This is a genomic window from Pseudomonas sp. LB3P93 (assembly GCF_054898025.1).
Genome location: NZ_CM142713.1, coordinates 3,564,205 through 3,581,956 on the forward strand (window position 1 = coordinate 3,564,205; position 17,752 = coordinate 3,581,956).

The window sequence follows — 17,752 nt, forward strand, 5'->3', positions numbered from 1 at the left end:
CATTGGCGAAATGTCCTCGGAACGATCAGGACCGCTCGGTGGTCGACCGGCAAGACAGTGTTCAGGAGCGTTATTCTCGGGAGACGAAAATGTTTGAGCCCCACCCATGAGCAACGCGGATGACAAAAACGAGCGTGAGACAGCCAATGCCGCTCACGAACTTTTCCTGCTTGGCCGGAAAACGGTCGCGGCACGTGCGGTGCTCGCGGCGTTGCATAAGGAACTCAGCAACGCTAACAACCAGGTCGTCGATAGCGTGCAAGTCGAGCAACTCATTGAGGCCAATCAGCAGTTGGTGCTGGCCATTTTATCGGCGCAATCGGATGTTGAGGATCAGAAAAACGCTCAGGCAGAACAGCATCTGTATTTGGAGATGCGTGAAGCCAACGAGCAATTGGTGATAGCAGCGCTTAGCGCTCAAGACTTACAGGTTGCAGCTGAACAGGCACTGAAACAGCAACGCAGCGTCCTCTCTTTGGTGGCCCACGAACTGCGAAATCCTCTGACGCCGATTAGCATGATTGCTGGCCGGCTGGTAAGGGTCCCTCGCGAAGAATTGCCCCGCATGCAACTCTTGATTGAAGGCCAAGTGCAGCAGATGTCCCGCTTGGTGGAAGATTTGCTCGACATTGCTCGCGCTACCACCGGGAAATTTCGCCTCAACTGCGAGGTTGTCGATATGGCTGCGATTATTACGGGGGCAATAGAAATCTGTACTCCGGTCATGGACGCTCACGGCTTGGATTTCAGCTCAGAACTCGTAGAGTCTCCTTTAGCGGTAAACGGAGATCCTATACGGCTGACGCAAATTCTCGGCAACCTACTGGGTAATGCGGCCAAGTACACGCCAAAGGGCGGCTCGGTCGTGCTTGATGTGTCCACTGAAGGCGATTCGGTGCGAATTTGTATAAGAGATACCGGCATTGGTATCACCGCCAAAGCGCTGCCTTTCATCTTTGAGCCGTTTGTTCAGGATGTTCACGCGATGGGTTTCAATGGCGCTGGCTTAGGCATTGGTCTGACGGTGGTGCGAGAGTTGGTTGAAGCCCATGGCGGCACAGTGACCGGTGCGAGTACCGGGGAAGGTAAGGGAAGCGAATTCGTGGTGACACTGCCACTGGTGAATCATTAATGGACAAGGTCAATCTACAGAACGCATGCCGAGTCTTGAGAGAGCCGTCGACTTACCGCGGCTCCTGCCACATTGGGCCAAAGTATGAAGATGAGTATATCCGTTTCTATTGGGACACGACTTCATGAGCGGCAGCCAAGGGTCAGTTGCTGCCCTTGGTGACAGGCAAAAAACGGCCAAAAGCGGTCGTTCACTTTAAAGTCTGAAGCGCATGAAAGAAGCCTTTCTTTAACTGGCCTCCACAAATGTGAGAAAGCCACCTTGCGGCCCAGCCGCAAGGTGTGCTCTTGCTGTTTAGTGGCAGTGGTAGTCGTTCGTTTTATGGTTGCGATGGCAACCTTTTGAATCAGTACCGCCACTGTGCGCGAAGACAGCTACGGACGTAATCGAAAGTAAAGCGGCGATCAAAATGGCGGACAGTTTCATCAGGGCTTGCTCCATGCTCATGTTTTTTTATCCGTGAGATATCTCACGCTTCGCAGCGTATGGCTAATTGCCTTCACTGGGCAAGCGACTTCCTAACTGTCTTCCCAACATTAGATGAACGGCTGAGCGCCTACTTCTTGAGCTACCACTGGCTCTGGTTTCGGATGGCCCCACATCCCCCTAGGGGGGATATAAAATCCCCTACAAACTGGAAACTCGTCGCTTTCATGCGGCGGTGGCGAAAAAGGCACAACCTCCGAGAGTGCCGAGCACGGCCATTCGCACGAGTAACACTCCGAAATAAACAAGGCTGCGATTGCGGCCTTGTTTATTTCTACGTGACGACACTGTCCTCTGAGCCAGCGATTGAGCGACTCAAAATGAATGTCGGCTTTGGGTCGTTTTCTGCCTCTCGCGACAAGCAGAAATCGACCAGAAGCCGACGTTGGCCAAGCCCCCGACCACGGCTCTCATCAGTGGCACCCGCGTTTCAAATAGCAGCCACCTTACGTATCAAGAGCATCCGTCAGTTATTCAAGAATTTGACCACCAGAGGATTCAATTCAGCGGAACACTCCTCCGGCAACCAGTGCCCACAATTGGGCAAGACTTGGCCTTCTACATTCGTCGCGTACTCTTTCATCTGATTCACTTGAAATTGCCCCATTCCGCCGTGCCCTCCACCGCCGATTGCCAGCACAGGCATGTTCAGGGAGGTCTTCGACAGCTCGACGTTTTCAGCGACCGATTGGTTAAGCGCTCGGTAGTATTCGAACGACGCGTTCAGCGTATGGGGCTTGGCGTATGACTTGGCGTACAGATCGAGCAGCTCAGGCGTGAAGACATCCTTGTTGGTCGCGTGTTCTTTGATGAAGTGCGAGAGGAACAGCTTTTCATGCCCTGTGATCAACTTTTCGGCCAACTGGTCGCCAGCGGCGAAGAAGCTGAAATGCCAGACCAGTGACTCACCCTGTGGTGAGAATGCCGGGAAATCGTAAATGCGCTTGTCGGGAATCGGTGCCTCCATGTAGACCAGTTTCTTTATCTGGCTTTGGTGGGTTACTGCCATTGGATAGGTGTTCCAGATACCGATGTCATGCGCAACCAAGTCAAACGGCTGGTTGCCGCTTAGCTGTGTCGCGAGGGCGAACAGATATTTCGAGACGTCAGTGCCGGTGTAACTGGTCTTGGGCGGTTCCGACTCGCCCAGGCCCGGTAAATCCACCGCAACGACGGTGTGAGTCTTCGCAAGTTCGGGCATCAAGCTGTGCCACTCATACCAGGCTTGACCAAATCCGTGGACCAGGTAAACCAAGGGCCCTGAACCGCCCTTCACATAGTGGAGCCTGACGCCGTCTATGATTTTAAACTCACTCTTGAATCCCGCTGGAACCGGAAACTCTGCCGCTTGTGCCAGGCATGGCAAAGCCACGGTGATTGCGACTGCGGCGAGGGCCGATCTAATGCTCTTTTTCATTTTATTTCTCCATCGAGGGATGACTGAAAATGACGACCATGCGAAGGCGTGCTACCCGCCGATCAATGACTGTGGATCGCCTGGGTGGTGTGCCGTTGACCTTGCGGAAAACCATGCGCCCGTGCCCGAAATGCAATGGCCAGGCTGATCAATAGCAACGCCAGCAACACGCCCGGAAATGCACTCGTTCCCCATTGGCCGAGTAACACGCCACCCAGCAGTCCTCCGCCGGCAATAGCGCTGTTCCAGACCACTACGTTCATGGAGAGCGCAACATCGGAGCCCTTACCTGCGGCGTCGGCGAGTGCTGTTTGCAGCAGAGTGGCCGCGCCACCAAAGGTCAGCCCCCACATGAAGACCCCCACATAAATGGCCGCGGCGGAGCCCGAGAACACTCCGAGGAAAATCGAAACCGCTGCGAAGGTTGCAAGGCTGACCAGCACGGTTGTTCGCAGGTGCCGGTCAACCAGTCGGCCCGTGAGCCAGATGCTGGCCAGCGCCGCGACACCAAATGTGAGCAATACCAAATCGACGTCACTGTTCAGCCCAGCCTTTGAAACAAAGGGCGCGACATAGGTGTAAAGAATGTTGTGGGCCAGCATCCAGGTGAAGACGACAGCCAATACCGAGCGGACGCCTGGGGTGAAAAACACCTGACGTAACGGCATGCGCTGTGAGGATGATTGGCCTGGGTAATCCGGCACTTTGATCAGCACCCAAACGATCAATACAAGGGTCATGCCGGACATCAGTCCGAAGGCCATGCGCCAGCCCATGAATCCACCCAGCCACGTTCCCATCGGCACACCCAGCGACAACGCGATGGGCGTACCCACCATGGCCACCGCCAATGCGCGCCCCTGCAAATGAGGGGCTACCATGCGCCGTGCATAGCCCGCGATAAGGCTCCAGGCCAGCCCGGCTGAAACCCCGGCGAAAAACCGTGCAATCAGCGTCAACCAGTAATCGGAAGACAGCGCCGTGAGGGAGTTGAATACCAGGAAGCCGACAATGGTCACCAGCAGTACCGTTCTGCGGCGCCAACTTTGCGTGGCAATGGTCAGCGGGATTGCCGCCAGCAGCGATCCCAACGCATAGACAGTCACCATCTGCCCGGCCAGAGACGCAGAGACACCCAGGCCACTACCAATTTCGGGCAGCAAGCCCGCTGGCAAGGTCTCGGTGACAATGCAAATGAAACCCGTCATCGCCAGTGCAAGTAATGCCCCAAGCGGAAGTTTTTTGCTCTGTCGCTCATCTGTAGTCATTTGTCACCTCACATATATACCGATCGATATAATATGGAGGTGTGTCGCGATCTAGTCAACGACTTATATATCGATTAGTATTTAAGTGATCGAAAGGAGGTTCACATGGCACAGATGGGACGTCCACGCACCTTTGACCGTGACGTGGCAATTACTCAAGCGATGCATTTGTTCTGGGAGCACGGCTATGACGCAACATCACTCAGCCAGCTCAAGGCAAATATCGGCGGCGGCATCACGGCACCCAGCTTCTACGCTGCTTTCGGCTCAAAGCAGGCGCTGTTCAATGAAGTGATGGAACGTTATCTGAACACCCACGGCCGGGTGACCGATAGCCTGTTTGACACCACGCTCCCCCCGAGAGAGTCCATCGAACTAACGCTGCGGCGCTCCGCGAAAATGCAGTGTGAGCCCGACCACCCAGCAGGATGCCTGGTGGCGCTGGGTCTGCTGAGTGCCTGCACGGATGAAAGCAAAGCCATCTCCCAGCCACTGGCTGACGCAAGATCCTTGAACCGTGCAGCGATGGTGGCGTGTGTCGAACGCGCTATCGCATCTGGAGAGCTGCCACCCACGGTTGTGCCCGAGGCATTGGCCACGGTGTTTGACAGCTTCGTGTTGGGGATTTCGGTACTGGCCCGAGACGGCGTGCCCCTGAAACAGATAGATGACGCGGTGACGCAAATCATGACGTTATGGGATGCGTCGTGTATCGATCGTCCGGCTATTGGTTCAGGCAATCCCTAAACGGCAGTAAACAGCGAACGACCGCGGATCGATTTAGCCAATCTGTTGCGTCGACCGGTTGAATCCACAGTCGAAAGCATCCCCCCGGGCATAGGGACATCAAACCAGGCCCAGTAACCCCAAGGCGATCCTGATCTTCACCGCATTCCTCCCCCAGTCCGTCGACCCGACCCGCTCGATGACGCCGCAATTACACCGCTCGCCGCGTTGTTCCTGATGCTGAAATGGATCGCCATCAGCGCCTACGCCCGAGGTAACGGCGCATAAAAGGGAGTTGGCAATCCGGACAAGCATCCGTATATTCGGATATCCATATATACGAGCTTCCAGCGATGAGCCCACTCCCCTCTCCCACCAAAGTTCTCTTCATGTGCACCGCCAACAGCTGCCGCAGCGTACTGAGCGAAGCACTGTTCAATCACTTGGCTCCCATGGGTTATGAGGCTGTGAGTTCCGGCAGTTTCCCCAGTGGCCGGCTCAATCCTCAAGCCGTGCAAACACTGCACAACCTCGGTATCTCGACCGAAGGCCTCTACAGCAAAGACTCTTCAGCGTTCGCCGATTCCCCGCCCGATATCGTCATCACCGTGTGCGACAAAGCCGCCGGGGAAGCGTGCCCGGTGTATTTCGGCCCGGCGATCAAAAGCCATTGGGGGCTGGCCGATCCGTCGGAGGTGCATGGCTCCGAGCAGGAGATTCAGGCCGCGTTTGCGAGCACCGTCGAAACGATCAAGCAACGGTTTGCAGCGTTCTTCGCGCTGGACCTGAAAAATCTTTCGGACGCCGAACTGAAAGTCGAACTCGACCACATCGGAGCCCTGTGATGAACGACGACCTGCCCAATCTCGATCTGGACCTGCTGACGCCTGCAACCGAAAGCACCCACAAACCGCGCATCCTGCTGCTCTACGGTTCCACCCGTGAGCGCTCTTTCAGTCGGCTGCTGACCGAGGAAGCCGCACGAATTCTGCGTCTGCTGGGGGCCGAAACGGTGATCTTCGATCCTTCCGGCCTTCCCCTCCCCGACGATGCGCCCAGCGACCACCCGAAGGTCCAGCAACTGCGCGAGCTGGTGCTCTGGTCAGAAGGCCAGGTCTGGTGCTCGCCGGAACGCCACGGTTCGATGTCGGCGGTGTTCAAGGCGCAAATCGACTGGATCCCGCTGACGATGGGCGCGGTACGTCCGACCCAGGGCAAAACCCTGGCGGTGATGCAGGTCTGTGGCGGCTCCCAGTCGTTCAACACGGTCAATCAACTGCGCGTGCTGGGCCGCTGGATGCGCATGTTGACCATCCCCAATCAATCTTCGGTGCCCAAAGCCTTCATGGAATTCGACGAGGCTGGCCGGATGAAGCCTTCGGCGTACTACGATCGGGTGGTGGATGTGATGGAAGAACTGATGAAGTTCACATTGCTGGTGCGTGGCCGCGAGGAGTTCCTGGTGGACCGTTATTCAGAGCGCAAAGAGAGCGCTGAAGAGTTGTCGAAGCGGGTCAATCAACGCTCGATCTGAGGCAGCGGAATTCTCTGTCGATTTTCCGGTGGAGGCGCCGGCCAACGCGCCTTATGCTCAGCCCATGAACCTACAAAACGCTTTGCTTCCGCCCCACGCCGAGATGGTTCGCGCCATGCTCGAACGAGACACCGCCTACGAGGGGGTGTTCTTTACTGCCGTGAAGACCACCGGGATCTTCTGCCGCCCCAGTTGCACAGCGCGCAAACCCAAACCGGAGAACGTCGAGTTCTTCGCCCACGCCGATGAGTGCATGTCGGCGGGCTACCGCGCCTGTCTGCGCTGCAAGCCGCTGGACGCCGCGGCCATTGCGCCGGATTGGGTGCAGGCGTTGCTCAAGTCCGTGGATATCGATCCCGAGGTGCGCTGGACCGATGCCCAACTGGTGGCCGAAGGCATCGAGCCGCTGAAACTGCGGCGCTGGTTCAAGCAGCATTTCGGCATGACCTTCCACGCGTGGCTGCGCACCCGGCGCCTGGGCATGGCGCTGGGCGGTATCAAACAGGGTGACTCTATCGACAACGCGGCGTTCGACTCGGGCTACGAGTCCCTGAGTGGTTTTCGCGATGCGTTTCAAAAGTCCTTTCACATCACGCCGGGCCGCGCGGCCAACAGTGAGCCGCTGCTGTTCACTCGCCTGACCACACCGTTGGGGCCGATGATCGCCATGGCTGAACGCCGTGGGCTGGTGCTGCTGGAGTTTCTGGATCGTCCGGCACTGACCCGGGAAGTTGAAGAACTGCAAAACCGTTATGGCTATGCCGTAGCGCCGGGGCATAACGCCCATTTGCAGCAGATTGAAGCCGAACTCGCGCAGTATTTCGCCGGCAAACTCACCGAGTTCTGCGTTCCACTGCACTTGCCCGGCAGCGAATTCGCCCGGCAGGTCTGGGCCGAGCTGGCGAAAATCCCATACGGCCAGACCAGCACCTACGGCACCATCGCCGCGATACTGGGCAAGCCCGGCGCCAGTCGTGCAGTGGGCCTGGCCAACGGGCACAACCGTCTTTCGATTGTGTTGCCTTGCCACCGGGTGATCGGTGCAGACGGCTCGTTGACGGGCTATGGTGGAGGACAACCGCGCAAGGCGTTTTTGCTCCGGCTGGAAAAAGCCGCCGTGCAGGTCACCGAGCAACTCGCATTCTGACCCCTTGGTATTCTCTGAAAAGTCATAAGGAAGGACACTCGATGGACACGCAATTTCATCAACTGCACCACGACGGTTTGTTGATTCTCACCAACGTCGCCGATGCCACCGGGGCGCGTATCGTCGAGCAACTGGGCTGCAAAGCCGTGGCCACCAGCAGCGCGGCGGTGGCCTGGGCTCATGGGTACGCGGACGGCAATGCCCTGCCCCTCGAACGCCTGATATCGACCGTCGAATCCATCGCCCGGGTGATCTCGGTGCCGTTGACCATTGACGTCGAGGCCGGTTATTCCGATGACCTGACGCGGGTTGCCGAAGTGATTGATGCGGTGATCGCTGCCGGTGCGGTCGGGATCAATATCGAGGACGGCGCTGCCCCGCCGGAGTTGCTGGCACGCAAGATTGAAGTCGCGCGGCAGGTTGCCAATCGCCGCAATGTGAAGCTGTTCATCAATGCCCGCACCGACGTGTACCTCAGGGGCCTGGTGCCTGCCGAAGATCGCGTCGCCGAAACGCTCAAGCGTGCCGCGTTGTATCAGGCGGCGGGCGCTGATGGGCTGTTTGCGGCGGGCGTCACTGCAAAATATGAGATTGAGGCGCTGTGCCAGGGCAACTCGTTGCCGGTGAATGTACTTGGACTGCCGGGTTTGCCATCGCCTGAAGAGCTGCAGGCGCTCGGCGTGCGGCGCCTGAGTGCCGGCTCGGGCATTGCCGAGTTTCTTTATGGCGCAATGGCTTCCTTGGCCAAAGGCTTTCTGGAGACCGGCAAACTCGACAGCAGCCACCTCAAGGCCTTCACGTATGGGGAAGTTAATGCTCTGCTGAAAACGGCTGGAAACACTTAATCGCCATGCCCGATCCCTATCTGTTCGCAACCGAGTTTCTGTCATCGATCGATGACGACTGGCGGCGCCACATCGAGGCCATCGGCCCGTGCTTGCACCAACCCCACGCGGCTCGCGATCCGTATGAGTCGCTGGTGCGGGCGATTGCCTATCAGCAACTGCACGCCAAGGCCGGTGATGCGATTGTCGGTCGGCTGCTGGGGTTGTTTCCGTCGACCGCGTTTCCAAGGCCTGAGCAGATTCTGGCGACCGGGTTTGATCAAATGCGCAGTTGCGGGTTTTCCGCGGGCAAGATCGCGACCATTCAAGGGATTGCGCAGGCGGCGTTGGACGGTGTGGTGCCGGATTACGCAACGGCACTGGCGATGGACGATGAGGCGCTGATCGAGCGGTTGATCACCTTGCGCGGGGTGGGCCGCTGGACGGTTGAGATGTTGCTGATTTACAGCCTGGAGCGCCCGGATATTTTGCCGGCGGATGACTTCGGGGTGCGTGAGGGGTATCGGCGGCTGAAGGGGCTGGAGGTGCAGCCGACGCGTAAGCAGATGGTTGAGATCGGGATGGCGTGGAGTCCGTATCGCACGGTGGCTTCCTGGTATTTGTGGCGGATGACTGGCAAGTAGACCGCGTTATCGTTCATCGTCGGAACGCCGCCCGGAGCAAGCCCGGCTCCCACAGGGATTGTTGTCGTATACAAAACCTGTATTCACTGAAGAACCTGTGGGAGCGGGCTTGCCCGCGATGACGGCGTCACATTCACTGCATCACCCAAAGCTGATCACAATCCCGACTTCAACCGGCTAAACGCCCGAATCAGCGCCCGGTTGAACGCCTTGCCATTGTCATTCTTGCTATACAACGAAGCCCTCACCTGCGCCGACGGATACGTCCCCGGATCATTACGGATAGCCGGATCGATCAACCCGTCCGCCGCCGTAATCGCGTTGGCGTAGTGAATGGTGTCGGTAATCGGCGCAATCACCTCGGGGGTCATCAGGTAATCCATCAACGCAAGCCCTGCCTCAGGGTGCGGTGCATCCTTGGGAATGACCATGGCGTCAAACCAGATCAACGTGCCCTCCTTCGGTATCCGGTAACTGAGCTTGAACGGCTTGTTCGCCGCCTCGGCCTGCCCGGCCGCGATGGCCACGTTGCCGTTCCACGACATCGCCACGCAGGTGTTGCCGTTGGCCAGGTCGCTGATATTCAGGTCATTGTCAAAGTAGCGAATGTACGGCCGGATCTTCGCCAGTTGTTGTTCGGCCAGTTTCAGGTCATCGAGATTCTGACGGTTGATGTCCAGGCCCATGTACTTCATCACCGCGGCGAAAACCTCGTTCGGGTCATTGAGCAGGCTGACCCCGCAATCGGCAAATTTCGAGACCACGGCCGGGTCGAACAGCATCGCCCAACTGTCCCGTGGCGCGTCCGGCAAGCGCTGTTTGATCGCCTCTTCCTGGTAGCCGACGCCCGTAGTGCCCCAAGCATAAATCCCGGCGTAACGATTGCCCGGATCGAACGCCGCCATGTGTTGGCGGAACTCTTCCCCGACGCCGGCAAAGTGCGGCAATTGTTGCAGGTTCAACGTTTGAATCGCTCCGCTCTGAATCGCCCGGGACAGGTGTTGCCCCGCCGTCAGCACCAAGTCATAACCGCTGCGGCCGGTCAGCAGTTTGGTCTCGACGGTTTCCAGGGAGTCGAAGTGATCGGCCACCACATGGATGCCGGTTTTCTTCTCGAAATTGGTCAGGGTATCCGGGGCCAGGTACTCGCCCCAGATGTACAGGTTCACCACCGGTTTCGCGGAGTCGGCAGCCTGCACACACAAGGGTGCAAGCACCAGCAATAACGCTTGAGTCAGTTTGTGCAGGCCCATGTTTAAATCCCCTTCCCGGCGTACTGCGGCATGGTGATACAGGCGACATTGCCGCCACCCAGAAGGATTTCCCGAGAGTTTTCGATGCCGACGATTTTGTGTTGCGGGAACAATTCGGCCAGGGTCGCCTGCGCCGCCTGATCATTGCGATCACCAAACAGCGGCACCACGATCGAGCTGTTGCCGGCGTAGTAATTGATGTACGACGCGCAGATTTGGGTCCCGGCCTGACGGGTATGGGTGCTGTCTTGCTGGTCCAGGCCTTCGGCCTCTTCGGCAGTCCATTCCAGCACATCCGGTTGCGGCAGCTTGTGCACGATCAAGTCGCGGCCACGGCTGTCGCGGGTGCTGCGCAGAATGTCGTAGGCCTCTTGATAGATCTCCCACTGCGGGTCTTCGCGATTGTCGGTCCATTGCAGCACCACTTCGCCGGGACGCACGAAGCAGGCGAGATCGTCGACGTGGCCGTCGGTTTCGTCGAACTTGCAACCCCGTGGCAACCAGATGATTTGCTCGGCGCCGAGGTAGTCGGTCAGACGGCGGGTGACTTCTTCCTTGCCCAGATGCTGGTTGCGATTGCGGTTCAGCAGGCATTGTTCGGTGGTGAGGATGCTGCCTTGGCCGTCACTCTGGATCCCACCCAATTCGGCAATCAACGGCGCGCGATAACGGTCGAAGCGCTCGATTTCGAGGATTTTGCTGGCGATCTGATCGTCCTTGTCCCACGGGTAGTACAAGCCGCCGTCGAGACCGCCATAGGCGTTGAACTCGAAGTCGACGCCGCGCACTTCACCGCTGGCGTCGTTGACCACAAAACACGGACCGCTGTCGCGGAACCAAGTGTCGTTGCAGGTCATTTCCACCACTCGTACCTGAGGCGGCAACTGGCGGCGGGCGGTGGCGAATTGTGCGGCTGAGGCGCAAACCGTGACCGGTTCGCTCCGGGAAATCGCAGTGACGATTTGCACCCAAACCTTCTGCGCAGGCTTGGCACCGTTGCGCCAGACGTCGGTGCGCTCCGGCCAGCCGAGCCAGCAACCGGCCTTGGTTTCGAATTCGCCGGGCAAGCGAAAGCCGTCGAGTTTCGGGGTGGAATCGAGCAAACGTGCCATGGTCAGACCTCATCAGCGGGGATTGGAATGACCACAGGCTAAGGTCGTCGGCGCCCTCCTCGCCAACGATGATTATTTCGGAATACTTGAATTTAACTCATCAATCGATCAGCTGATCGTTGAACCATTCCAGCATCTGCGCGACGGCCGGACGCTCCAGGCGCACCCGCTCACACACCAGCGCATATTGCCCGAGCGCGGTCATGCTGGCAGTGAAAGGCCGGACCAGCCGACCGCTGAGCAAGTCGTCCTGGGCGGTCAAATTGTCGCCCATGGCCACGCCCTGCCCTTGCACCGCCGCTTCCAGCGCCAGGCCCGCATGGGCAAAATACAGTTGCCGTTCGGGACGTTGATCGCCGGCATGACTGGTGAGCCATGCGGTCCAGGTCTTGCCGTCCTGATCGTCGTGCAGCAGGCAATGGCGCGCCAGGTCCTTGGGTGTTTTTAGGGTGCCCTGGTTGAACAGGCCGGGACTGCACACCGGGAAGAATTGCAGCGCCGGCAAGGGCCTGACGAAGTACGCGCTGCTGTCGACCGGGCCGGTGCCGTAAGTGATCGCCAGGTCGATGTCTTCCCCCGGCGCCGTGGCGTCGATCGGTTGTTCGTAGAGGTGCAATGTGATGTGCGGATAGCGCGCGTAGAAGTCGGTGAGGCGACTCATCAGCCACTTTTGCGCCAACTCGGCGGTGACCGCCAGACGCAACACGGCCAGCGAGGACGGGTCGCGCAATTCATCGCAGGCTTCGCCGATCAGTTCAAAGGCTTGCTGCAAGCTTTGCATCAATCGGCCAGCGGCCATGGTCGGGCGAATTTGCCGGCCTTCGCGGATGAACAGCGAGACGCCCAAGTGCTCTTCGAGCTGGCGAATTTGATGGCTGACGGCGCTGTCGGTGACGCACAACTCGGCGGCTGCCCGGCCGAAATGGGCGTGACGGGCGGCGCATTCGAAGGTTCTGAGTGCGGCTAAGGAAGGCAGTCGTCGCATGAATTCAGCCCCGGTGATGAAGGCGACCATGCTGCCTTGGCCATAGGTGGGCGTCCAGTCAGACCGCGTTATCGTTCATCGCGGGCAAGCCCGGCTCCCACAGGGTTCTCGTGTGAATACAAGTTTGGCATACGACAACAGTCCCTGTGGGAGCCGGGCTTGCCCGCGATGAGGCCGGAACATTCACCACCAATCCAATGGCCCATCACCCGCCCTTATCCACCATGACATCCCCCAAAACCCGGCGCATGTTGGTGCCTCAACCGGAGGGATTCGTCATGCTCAACGCACTCAAACAGATCAACTCAACCTCAGCCTTCAACCGCTGGGCCGGTTTCGAAGTGACCGCTGCCGCGAGCGGCGAAGCCGAGCTGATCCTGGCTTTTCGCGAAGCCGACATGGCGCAATATGCCGGTTTTCTGCATGCCGGCCTGATCGGCGCAATGCTCGACACGGCCTGTGGATTCGCCGCCGGAACGGTCGCCGGCAACGTGCTGGCTTCGCACTTTTCGGTCAACTGCCTGGCACCCGCCGTCGGTGAAGTGTTCATCGCACGAGGCCGGGTGGTGAAGGCCGGCAAGAAGCAGGTGTTCGCCCGCGCCGAGCTGTTCGCGCAAACCGGTGATCAGTTGAAACTGGTGGCGACCGGCGATGCGATTCTGGTGCCGGTCGAGGGCCGCTGACGGTCTAGGCTGTCTTGGGTAAACCCAACCCTCGTCGGAGGTTCCCATGCAGCTCGAAGGCTCCTGCCATTGCGGCGCTGTGTCGTTCAGTTTGACCAGCGCCCACCCCTACCCGTATCAGCGTTGCTATTGCTCGATCTGCCGCAAGACTCAGGGTGGTGGCGGTTACTCGATCAACATTGCCGGTGATGCCGCCAGCCTGAAGGTTCGTGGGCGCAAGCACGTCGCGGTTTACCATGCGCAACTCAAGAACGAAGGCGAAAAGCGTGCCCATCGCAGTAGCCTCGGCCGGCATTTCTGCTCGGTCTGCGGCTCTTGCCTGTGGGTGTATAGCCCCGAATGGCCGGAGTTGATTCACCCGTTTGCCTCGGCCATCGACACCCCCCTGCCGGTGCCGCCGGAACACACGCACTTGTTGCTCGACTCAAAGGCGCCATGGGTGGAGGTCAACATGCGACCCGGTGACAGGCAGTTCGAGGTCTATCCCGAAGAGTCCATTGCCGACTGGCATGAACGCCTGGGTTTGAGCCGCTAAAACCGCTTCACAGTCTTTGACAGTTTCCCGACAAAGCTCTCAAAGATTGCCGACCGGCAGCCGCCTAGCATGGGCGTATCCAATCTCCCTTCGGGTACTCCCATGTTACGTTCGCTGCCTCTGTCGTTGACTTCCCTTGCCCTGCTCTTTCCCGCCGACTCATTACGCGCTGAAGAATGGCAATACACCTTACGCGCCGGTGCCGCCAGCGTGCCGCGTTACAGCGGCAGTGACGAGCGCGTGGTCGCGCCGCTGTTGGGTGCCAAGGTTGTCAGCCCGTATGGAATCTTTCTGGACACAGAAAAGGGATTGGGCTGGGCGTTCGATGAAGACGACTTCGGCCTGAGCGTGTACATCGGCGCGAGCGATGTGCGCAAGGATCGCAAGAGCGGGTTCAAAGGCTCGGATGAGCTGAACGGAATGGGCTCGATCAAGTCGCGGCCAGTGCTGGGGCTGGACGGGACTTACGAAATGGGCCCAATCATTCTCGGTGCCAGTTTTGAGCATGCGCTGGAAAAGGATGATGACGATCACGACACCGGCTCAGCCTGGAATCGCCTGAAGCTGAGCATCAGCGCGCCGTTTTATGAGGGCGACTACGGCAAGGTCGTGGGCAGTCTGAACAGTCAGTTTGGTGACAGCAATTACGTGCGCACCTGGTATGGCGTAAGCGCGGCGCAGGCGTCGCGCAGTCAGTTCAGGGCGCATGACACTCACGGTGGGCTGGTGAGCCGCGGGGCGGATTTGACCTGGTCGTTGCCGATCAATGATCAATGGAGTGTTTCGACGGTGCTGGCCGTGCAGTATCTGGCGGGGGATGCGGCGGACAGTCCGATAGTCGAGCGGCGGATGCAGACATCGGTGGGTGGGCAGGTGGCGTACACCTTTTAGCAATGCTTTGTTGCTGATGGCCCCTTCGCGAGCAAGCCCGCTCCCACAGGAGTTCTGGTGTACACAGAACTTGTGTACGACATAAACACTGTGGGAGCGGGCTTGCCCGCGATGGCGTCAGTGAGAGCAACACAATCAATCCAGATGCGCCCAGGTCATGCGAAACGAAGCCCCGCCCCAGGGCGAATCCGCCACTTCCACTTGCCCACCATGGGATTGCGATACCCGCCGGACCAACGCCAGCCCCAGGCCAAACCCACCCGTGCGGCGATCACGGCTGGCGTCCAGGCGCGAGAACGGTTCGAAGATTTTCTCGCGCCCGTCCACCGGCACGCCCGGGCCATCATCGTTGACCAGCACTTCATAGCAATCACCGCTACGGACCAGCGACACTTCCACCCGCTCATCGGCATACCGAATGGCATTGCGCAGCAGATTGATCACCGCGCGGGCCATGAAGCGCGGTTCAATGCGCACCTCATCGACCTGACAGTCGGCAATCAACAACTGCACCCCGGCGGCCTCGGCCTCCAGCGCGACGCTGCCTACCACGCTGTCCAGCCAACTGTTGGCCTGAATGTTTTCCCGAGTGATGACTGTGGCACCGCGCTCCAGACTGGCGTAGGTCAGCAACTCGGAAACCATTTCCTCCAGCTCGCCGAGGTCGGCGTACATGTCGGCAATCAGTTCGCGGTTCTGAGCCGGATCGGGTTGTTGCTTTAGCTGATCGAGTTCGAAAGACAAACGCGCAATTGGCGTGCGCAATTCATGGGACACCGCGTTGGTCAGCTCGCGCTGATTGGCGATCAAACCTTCGATACGCGCCGCCATCAGGTTGAAGTGTTCGGACAGGTCACGAATGTTCGAGCGCTTGGACAGCTGGATCCGCGACGACAGGTCGTTATCGCCAAAACGCTCGGCCGCCAGGCGCAGTTTCTCCAGGTCTCGCCAATGCGGCCGGACCCAGAACATCAACACGAAACCGATCATCACCGCGATCATCAGATACGCCGCAGCAATGTAGAACGGCATCAGGCTGGGCTCGGCCGGCAGCTTGATGCTAAGCAGCTGAGAACCGTCGTCGATGCGCGAGATGAACTGCGTGTACTTGTCACGAATCACCAACTGCCCCAGGGCCAACTCGGCTTTCTCCTGATCGGTCAAGGACAGTTGACTGCTTTCGACCAAGGTCAGGCCCAAGCCATAGTGGGGGCGCACCGCTTCCAGTTGTCGCTCCCGGTCCGATCCGTCCAGATCGCGCAACTGCTCGGCCAGTGTCCAGGCCTGACCTCGCACCGCCTCACGGTTGTAGCTCTGCATCTGGCCGTCGAGCAGCGCATCGAACGTGCGCTCGACCGTTTGCAGCCCCAGGACCAGGCCAACGGTCATCACCAGAAACAGCCCAAGAAATAACCGCAGCATTTACAGCTCCCACGCAAACGGATTGAACAAGTAACCCTTGCCCCAGATGGTCTTGATGCACACCGGTTCGCGCGGGTTGTCCTTGAGCTTGCCGCGCAACTTGCTGATGTAGACGTCGACACTGCGATTGAGGCCGTCGAAGGCAATACCGCGCATGCGGTTGAGGATGTCGTCGCGGGACAGAATCTTGCCGGCGGCGCTGGCCAGCAACCACAGCAGTTCGAATTCCATGGTGGTCATTTCAATGACATCGCCCGCCAGCCGCACTTCGCGGCAGCTGCGGTCGATGCTCAGGCTGCCGAATTCCAGGGCGCTGCACACGCTGCTGTCCGGGGTCTGACGCCGTTGCAACGCACGCAGACGAGCCAGCAGGACCGGCGGTTTGATCGGTTTGATCACGTAATCGTCGGCGCCAGACTCCAGACCGAGGATGTGATCGAGATCATCTTCCTTGGCCGTGAGGATGACGATCGGCGTGTCGGACACGCTGCGGATCTCGCGGCACACGTGCAGGCCGCTCTGACCCGGCAGCATCAGGTCAAGCACGACAACTTTCGGTTTGAACTCGAGGAATGCGGCCAACGCGAGGTCACCGCGGTGCACCTGCCGGACCTCAAAGCCATGTTGGGACAGGAAATGCGCGATCAACCCGGAGAGCTTCTCGTCGTCTTCCACCAGCAATACTTTGCCAAAACCCAGGTTATCCATAACGACCGTCTGCTGCCCCTTGTGTGAAGTGGCCGGCATTATGGCGCCAATCGGTGACGGGACGGTTATGACGGGCAGCAAAAACCGGCCTCGGGGGCCGGTTTTGGGTGATGTTTCATACTCTTAAGAGTTTTTAACAATTCACATGCAAAAGATCGCAGCCTCGTTTCACTCGACAGCTGCTACAGGGGATACGCAGTTCTATGTAGCAGCTGTCGAGTGAAACGAGGCTGCGATCTTTTGATCTTTACGCCGTTGCTGGCACGCCACTGTGAAAACGGAACTCCACGTCCGGCGACTCAATCAATTCCTGCTCGGCAGCGCGAACCCGGTCGATCACCTGGGCAATGTCCTTGGCATCACCATACTGGTAAGCCAGTTTCAGGTAACCCTGGAAGTGCCGCGCTTCGCTTTTCAGCAAGCCGAAGTAGAACTTGCCCAGTTCTTCGTCCAGATGCGGCACCAGCGCCTCGAAACGCTCGCAACTACGGGCCTCGATAAAAGCGCCAACCACCAGGGTGTCCACCAGCTTGACCGGCTCGTGGCTGCGCACCACTTTGCGCAGGCCCGAGGCGTAACGCCCGGCGGACAGCTGGCGCAACTCGATCTTGCGCTTTTTCATCAGGCGCATGACCTGCTCGTGGTGCACCAGCTCTTCCCGGGCCAGACGCGACATCAGGTTGATCAGGTCGACGTGGGAGTGATACTTGGCGATCAGGCTCAACGCCGTGCTGGCCGCCTTGAACTCACAGTTCTTGTGGTCGATCAGCAGGGTTTCCTGATCGGCAAGCGCGGCCTGGACCCAACCGTCGGGGGTGCGGCAGCCGAGGAACTCGTGAATTTCGGGAAGGATCATGGGGCTCACGGAATAAAAGGTGTAAATCGAAGGGCGCCGATTATACCGGCCTGCCGCCAGACCACCAGTCGCGACCGTTGATATGCATCAACTACCGGGTTGGCAGCGAACAACTATAGTTGTCCAACG

19 protein-coding genes and 1 pseudogene are annotated in these 17,752 nt (G+C 58.9%); 11 read left to right on the forward strand and 9 right to left on the reverse strand.

Annotated elements, in window-relative coordinates:
- The first annotated feature begins 106 nt into the window (after positions 1–106).
- The gene (locus tag ACYZT8_RS16015) at positions 107–1,132 is read left to right on the forward strand and encodes a sensor histidine kinase (RefSeq protein WP_461974084.1); all 1,026 of its coding nucleotides are present in this window, start codon (positions 107–109) and stop codon (positions 1,130–1,132) included.
- A 294-nt stretch (positions 1,133–1,426) separates the two neighbouring features.
- Here ACYZT8_RS16015 and ACYZT8_RS16020 read toward each other — a convergent pair whose 3' ends face one another.
- The 3 genes from ACYZT8_RS16020 to ACYZT8_RS16030 all read right to left on the reverse strand — a co-directional run bounded on the left by ACYZT8_RS16020 (position 1,427) and on the right by ACYZT8_RS16030 (position 4,303).
- Positions 1,427–1,579 carry a YHYH domain-containing protein gene (locus ACYZT8_RS16020; RefSeq protein ID WP_231669741.1) on the reverse strand — a complete coding sequence of 51 codons (153 nt, stop codon included), beginning with the start codon at positions 1,577–1,579 and terminating at the stop codon, positions 1,427–1,429.
- Between the two features lie 505 nt (positions 1,580–2,084).
- The gene (locus tag ACYZT8_RS16025; protein WP_461974086.1) at positions 2,085–3,035 is read right to left on the reverse strand and encodes an alpha/beta fold hydrolase; all 951 of its coding nucleotides are present in this window, start codon (positions 3,033–3,035) and stop codon (positions 2,085–2,087) included.
- A gap of 62 nt (positions 3,036–3,097) precedes the next feature.
- Positions 3,098–4,303: an MFS transporter gene (locus ACYZT8_RS16030; protein ID WP_461974088.1), complete on the reverse strand. Its 1,206-nt coding sequence runs from the start codon at positions 4,301–4,303 to the stop codon at positions 3,098–3,100.
- Positions 4,304–4,408: 105 nt separating this feature from the next.
- Here ACYZT8_RS16030 and ACYZT8_RS16035 point away from each other — a divergent pair, with 105 nt between their 5' ends.
- The 7 genes and pseudogenes from ACYZT8_RS16035 (at position 4,409) to ACYZT8_RS16065 (ending at position 9,178) form a co-directional block, all read left to right on the forward strand.
- Positions 4,409–5,050: a TetR/AcrR family transcriptional regulator gene (locus tag ACYZT8_RS16035; RefSeq protein ID WP_461974090.1), complete on the forward strand. Its 642-nt coding sequence runs from the start codon at positions 4,409–4,411 to the stop codon at positions 5,048–5,050.
- Positions 5,051–5,165: 115 nt separating this feature from the next.
- Positions 5,166–5,299: pseudogene (locus tag ACYZT8_RS16040) on the forward strand (LysE family translocator); the annotation flags it as partial.
- Positions 5,300–5,382: 83 nt separating this feature from the next.
- On the forward strand, positions 5,383–5,874 hold the full coding sequence (locus ACYZT8_RS16045; RefSeq protein ID WP_461974092.1) for an arsenate reductase ArsC: 492 nt from the start codon (positions 5,383–5,385) through the stop codon (positions 5,872–5,874).
- Positions 5,874–6,563 carry an arsenical resistance protein ArsH gene (gene arsH / locus ACYZT8_RS16050; RefSeq protein WP_461974094.1) on the forward strand — a complete coding sequence of 230 codons (690 nt, stop codon included), beginning with the start codon at positions 5,874–5,876 and terminating at the stop codon, positions 6,561–6,563. Before ACYZT8_RS16045 ends, arsH begins: the two co-directional genes overlap by 1 nt.
- 64 nt (positions 6,564–6,627) lie before the next feature.
- The gene (locus ACYZT8_RS16055) at positions 6,628–7,710 is read left to right on the forward strand and encodes a bifunctional transcriptional activator/DNA repair enzyme AdaA (RefSeq protein ID WP_461974096.1); all 1,083 of its coding nucleotides are present in this window, start codon (positions 6,628–6,630) and stop codon (positions 7,708–7,710) included.
- A 41-nt stretch (positions 7,711–7,751) separates the two neighbouring features.
- Positions 7,752–8,555, forward strand: a complete 804-nt coding sequence (locus ACYZT8_RS16060) for an isocitrate lyase/PEP mutase family protein (RefSeq protein ID WP_461974098.1) — start codon at positions 7,752–7,754, stop codon at positions 8,553–8,555.
- Between the two features lie 5 nt (positions 8,556–8,560).
- Entirely contained in the window at positions 8,561–9,178 is a 618-nt protein-coding gene (locus tag ACYZT8_RS16065) for a DNA-3-methyladenine glycosylase family protein (protein ID WP_461974100.1), read from the forward strand.
- A gap of 155 nt (positions 9,179–9,333) precedes the next feature.
- Here the strand turns inward: ACYZT8_RS16065 and ACYZT8_RS16070 are convergent, their stop codons facing one another.
- From ACYZT8_RS16070 to ACYZT8_RS16080, 3 genes are all read right to left on the reverse strand, one after another.
- Positions 9,334–10,431 carry an extracellular solute-binding protein gene (locus ACYZT8_RS16070; protein WP_461974102.1) on the reverse strand — a complete coding sequence of 366 codons (1,098 nt, stop codon included), beginning with the start codon at positions 10,429–10,431 and terminating at the stop codon, positions 9,334–9,336.
- Positions 10,432–10,433: 2 nt separating this feature from the next.
- Positions 10,434–11,543 (reverse strand): agmatine deiminase, encoded by a 1,110-nt coding sequence (aguA, locus tag ACYZT8_RS16075; RefSeq protein WP_461974104.1) that lies wholly within the window; start codon positions 11,541–11,543, stop codon positions 10,434–10,436.
- A gap of 100 nt (positions 11,544–11,643) precedes the next feature.
- Entirely contained in the window at positions 11,644–12,528 is an 885-nt protein-coding gene (locus tag ACYZT8_RS16080) for a LysR substrate-binding domain-containing protein (protein WP_461974106.1), read from the reverse strand.
- A 278-nt stretch (positions 12,529–12,806) separates the two neighbouring features.
- On the opposite strand from ACYZT8_RS16080, the gene ACYZT8_RS16085 reads away from it, so the two are divergent.
- From ACYZT8_RS16085 to ACYZT8_RS16095, 3 genes are all read left to right on the forward strand, one after another.
- Positions 12,807–13,211: a PaaI family thioesterase gene (locus ACYZT8_RS16085; RefSeq protein WP_461974108.1), complete on the forward strand. Its 405-nt coding sequence runs from the start codon at positions 12,807–12,809 to the stop codon at positions 13,209–13,211.
- 46 nt (positions 13,212–13,257) lie between these two features.
- Complete coding sequence (locus ACYZT8_RS16090) at positions 13,258–13,746, forward strand: GFA family protein (RefSeq protein ID WP_461974110.1); 489 nt, start codon at positions 13,258–13,260, stop codon at positions 13,744–13,746.
- 102 nt (positions 13,747–13,848) lie between these two features.
- Positions 13,849–14,637 (forward strand): MipA/OmpV family protein, encoded by a 789-nt coding sequence (locus tag ACYZT8_RS16095; RefSeq protein ID WP_461974112.1) that lies wholly within the window; start codon positions 13,849–13,851, stop codon positions 14,635–14,637.
- 135 nt (positions 14,638–14,772) lie between these two features.
- Here the strand turns inward: ACYZT8_RS16095 and ACYZT8_RS16100 are convergent, their stop codons facing one another.
- The 3 genes from ACYZT8_RS16100 to ACYZT8_RS16110 all read right to left on the reverse strand — a co-directional run bounded on the left by ACYZT8_RS16100 (position 14,773) and on the right by ACYZT8_RS16110 (position 17,623).
- Positions 14,773–16,059, reverse strand: a complete 1,287-nt coding sequence (locus ACYZT8_RS16100; RefSeq protein ID WP_461974114.1) for an ATP-binding protein — start codon at positions 16,057–16,059, stop codon at positions 14,773–14,775.
- Positions 16,060–16,767, reverse strand: a complete 708-nt coding sequence (locus tag ACYZT8_RS16105) for a response regulator (RefSeq protein WP_461982484.1) — start codon at positions 16,765–16,767, stop codon at positions 16,060–16,062.
- A gap of 247 nt (positions 16,768–17,014) precedes the next feature.
- The gene (locus ACYZT8_RS16110) at positions 17,015–17,623 is read right to left on the reverse strand and encodes a MiaE family protein (RefSeq protein ID WP_461974116.1); all 609 of its coding nucleotides are present in this window, start codon (positions 17,621–17,623) and stop codon (positions 17,015–17,017) included.
- Between the last annotated feature and the right edge of the window lie 129 nt (positions 17,624–17,752).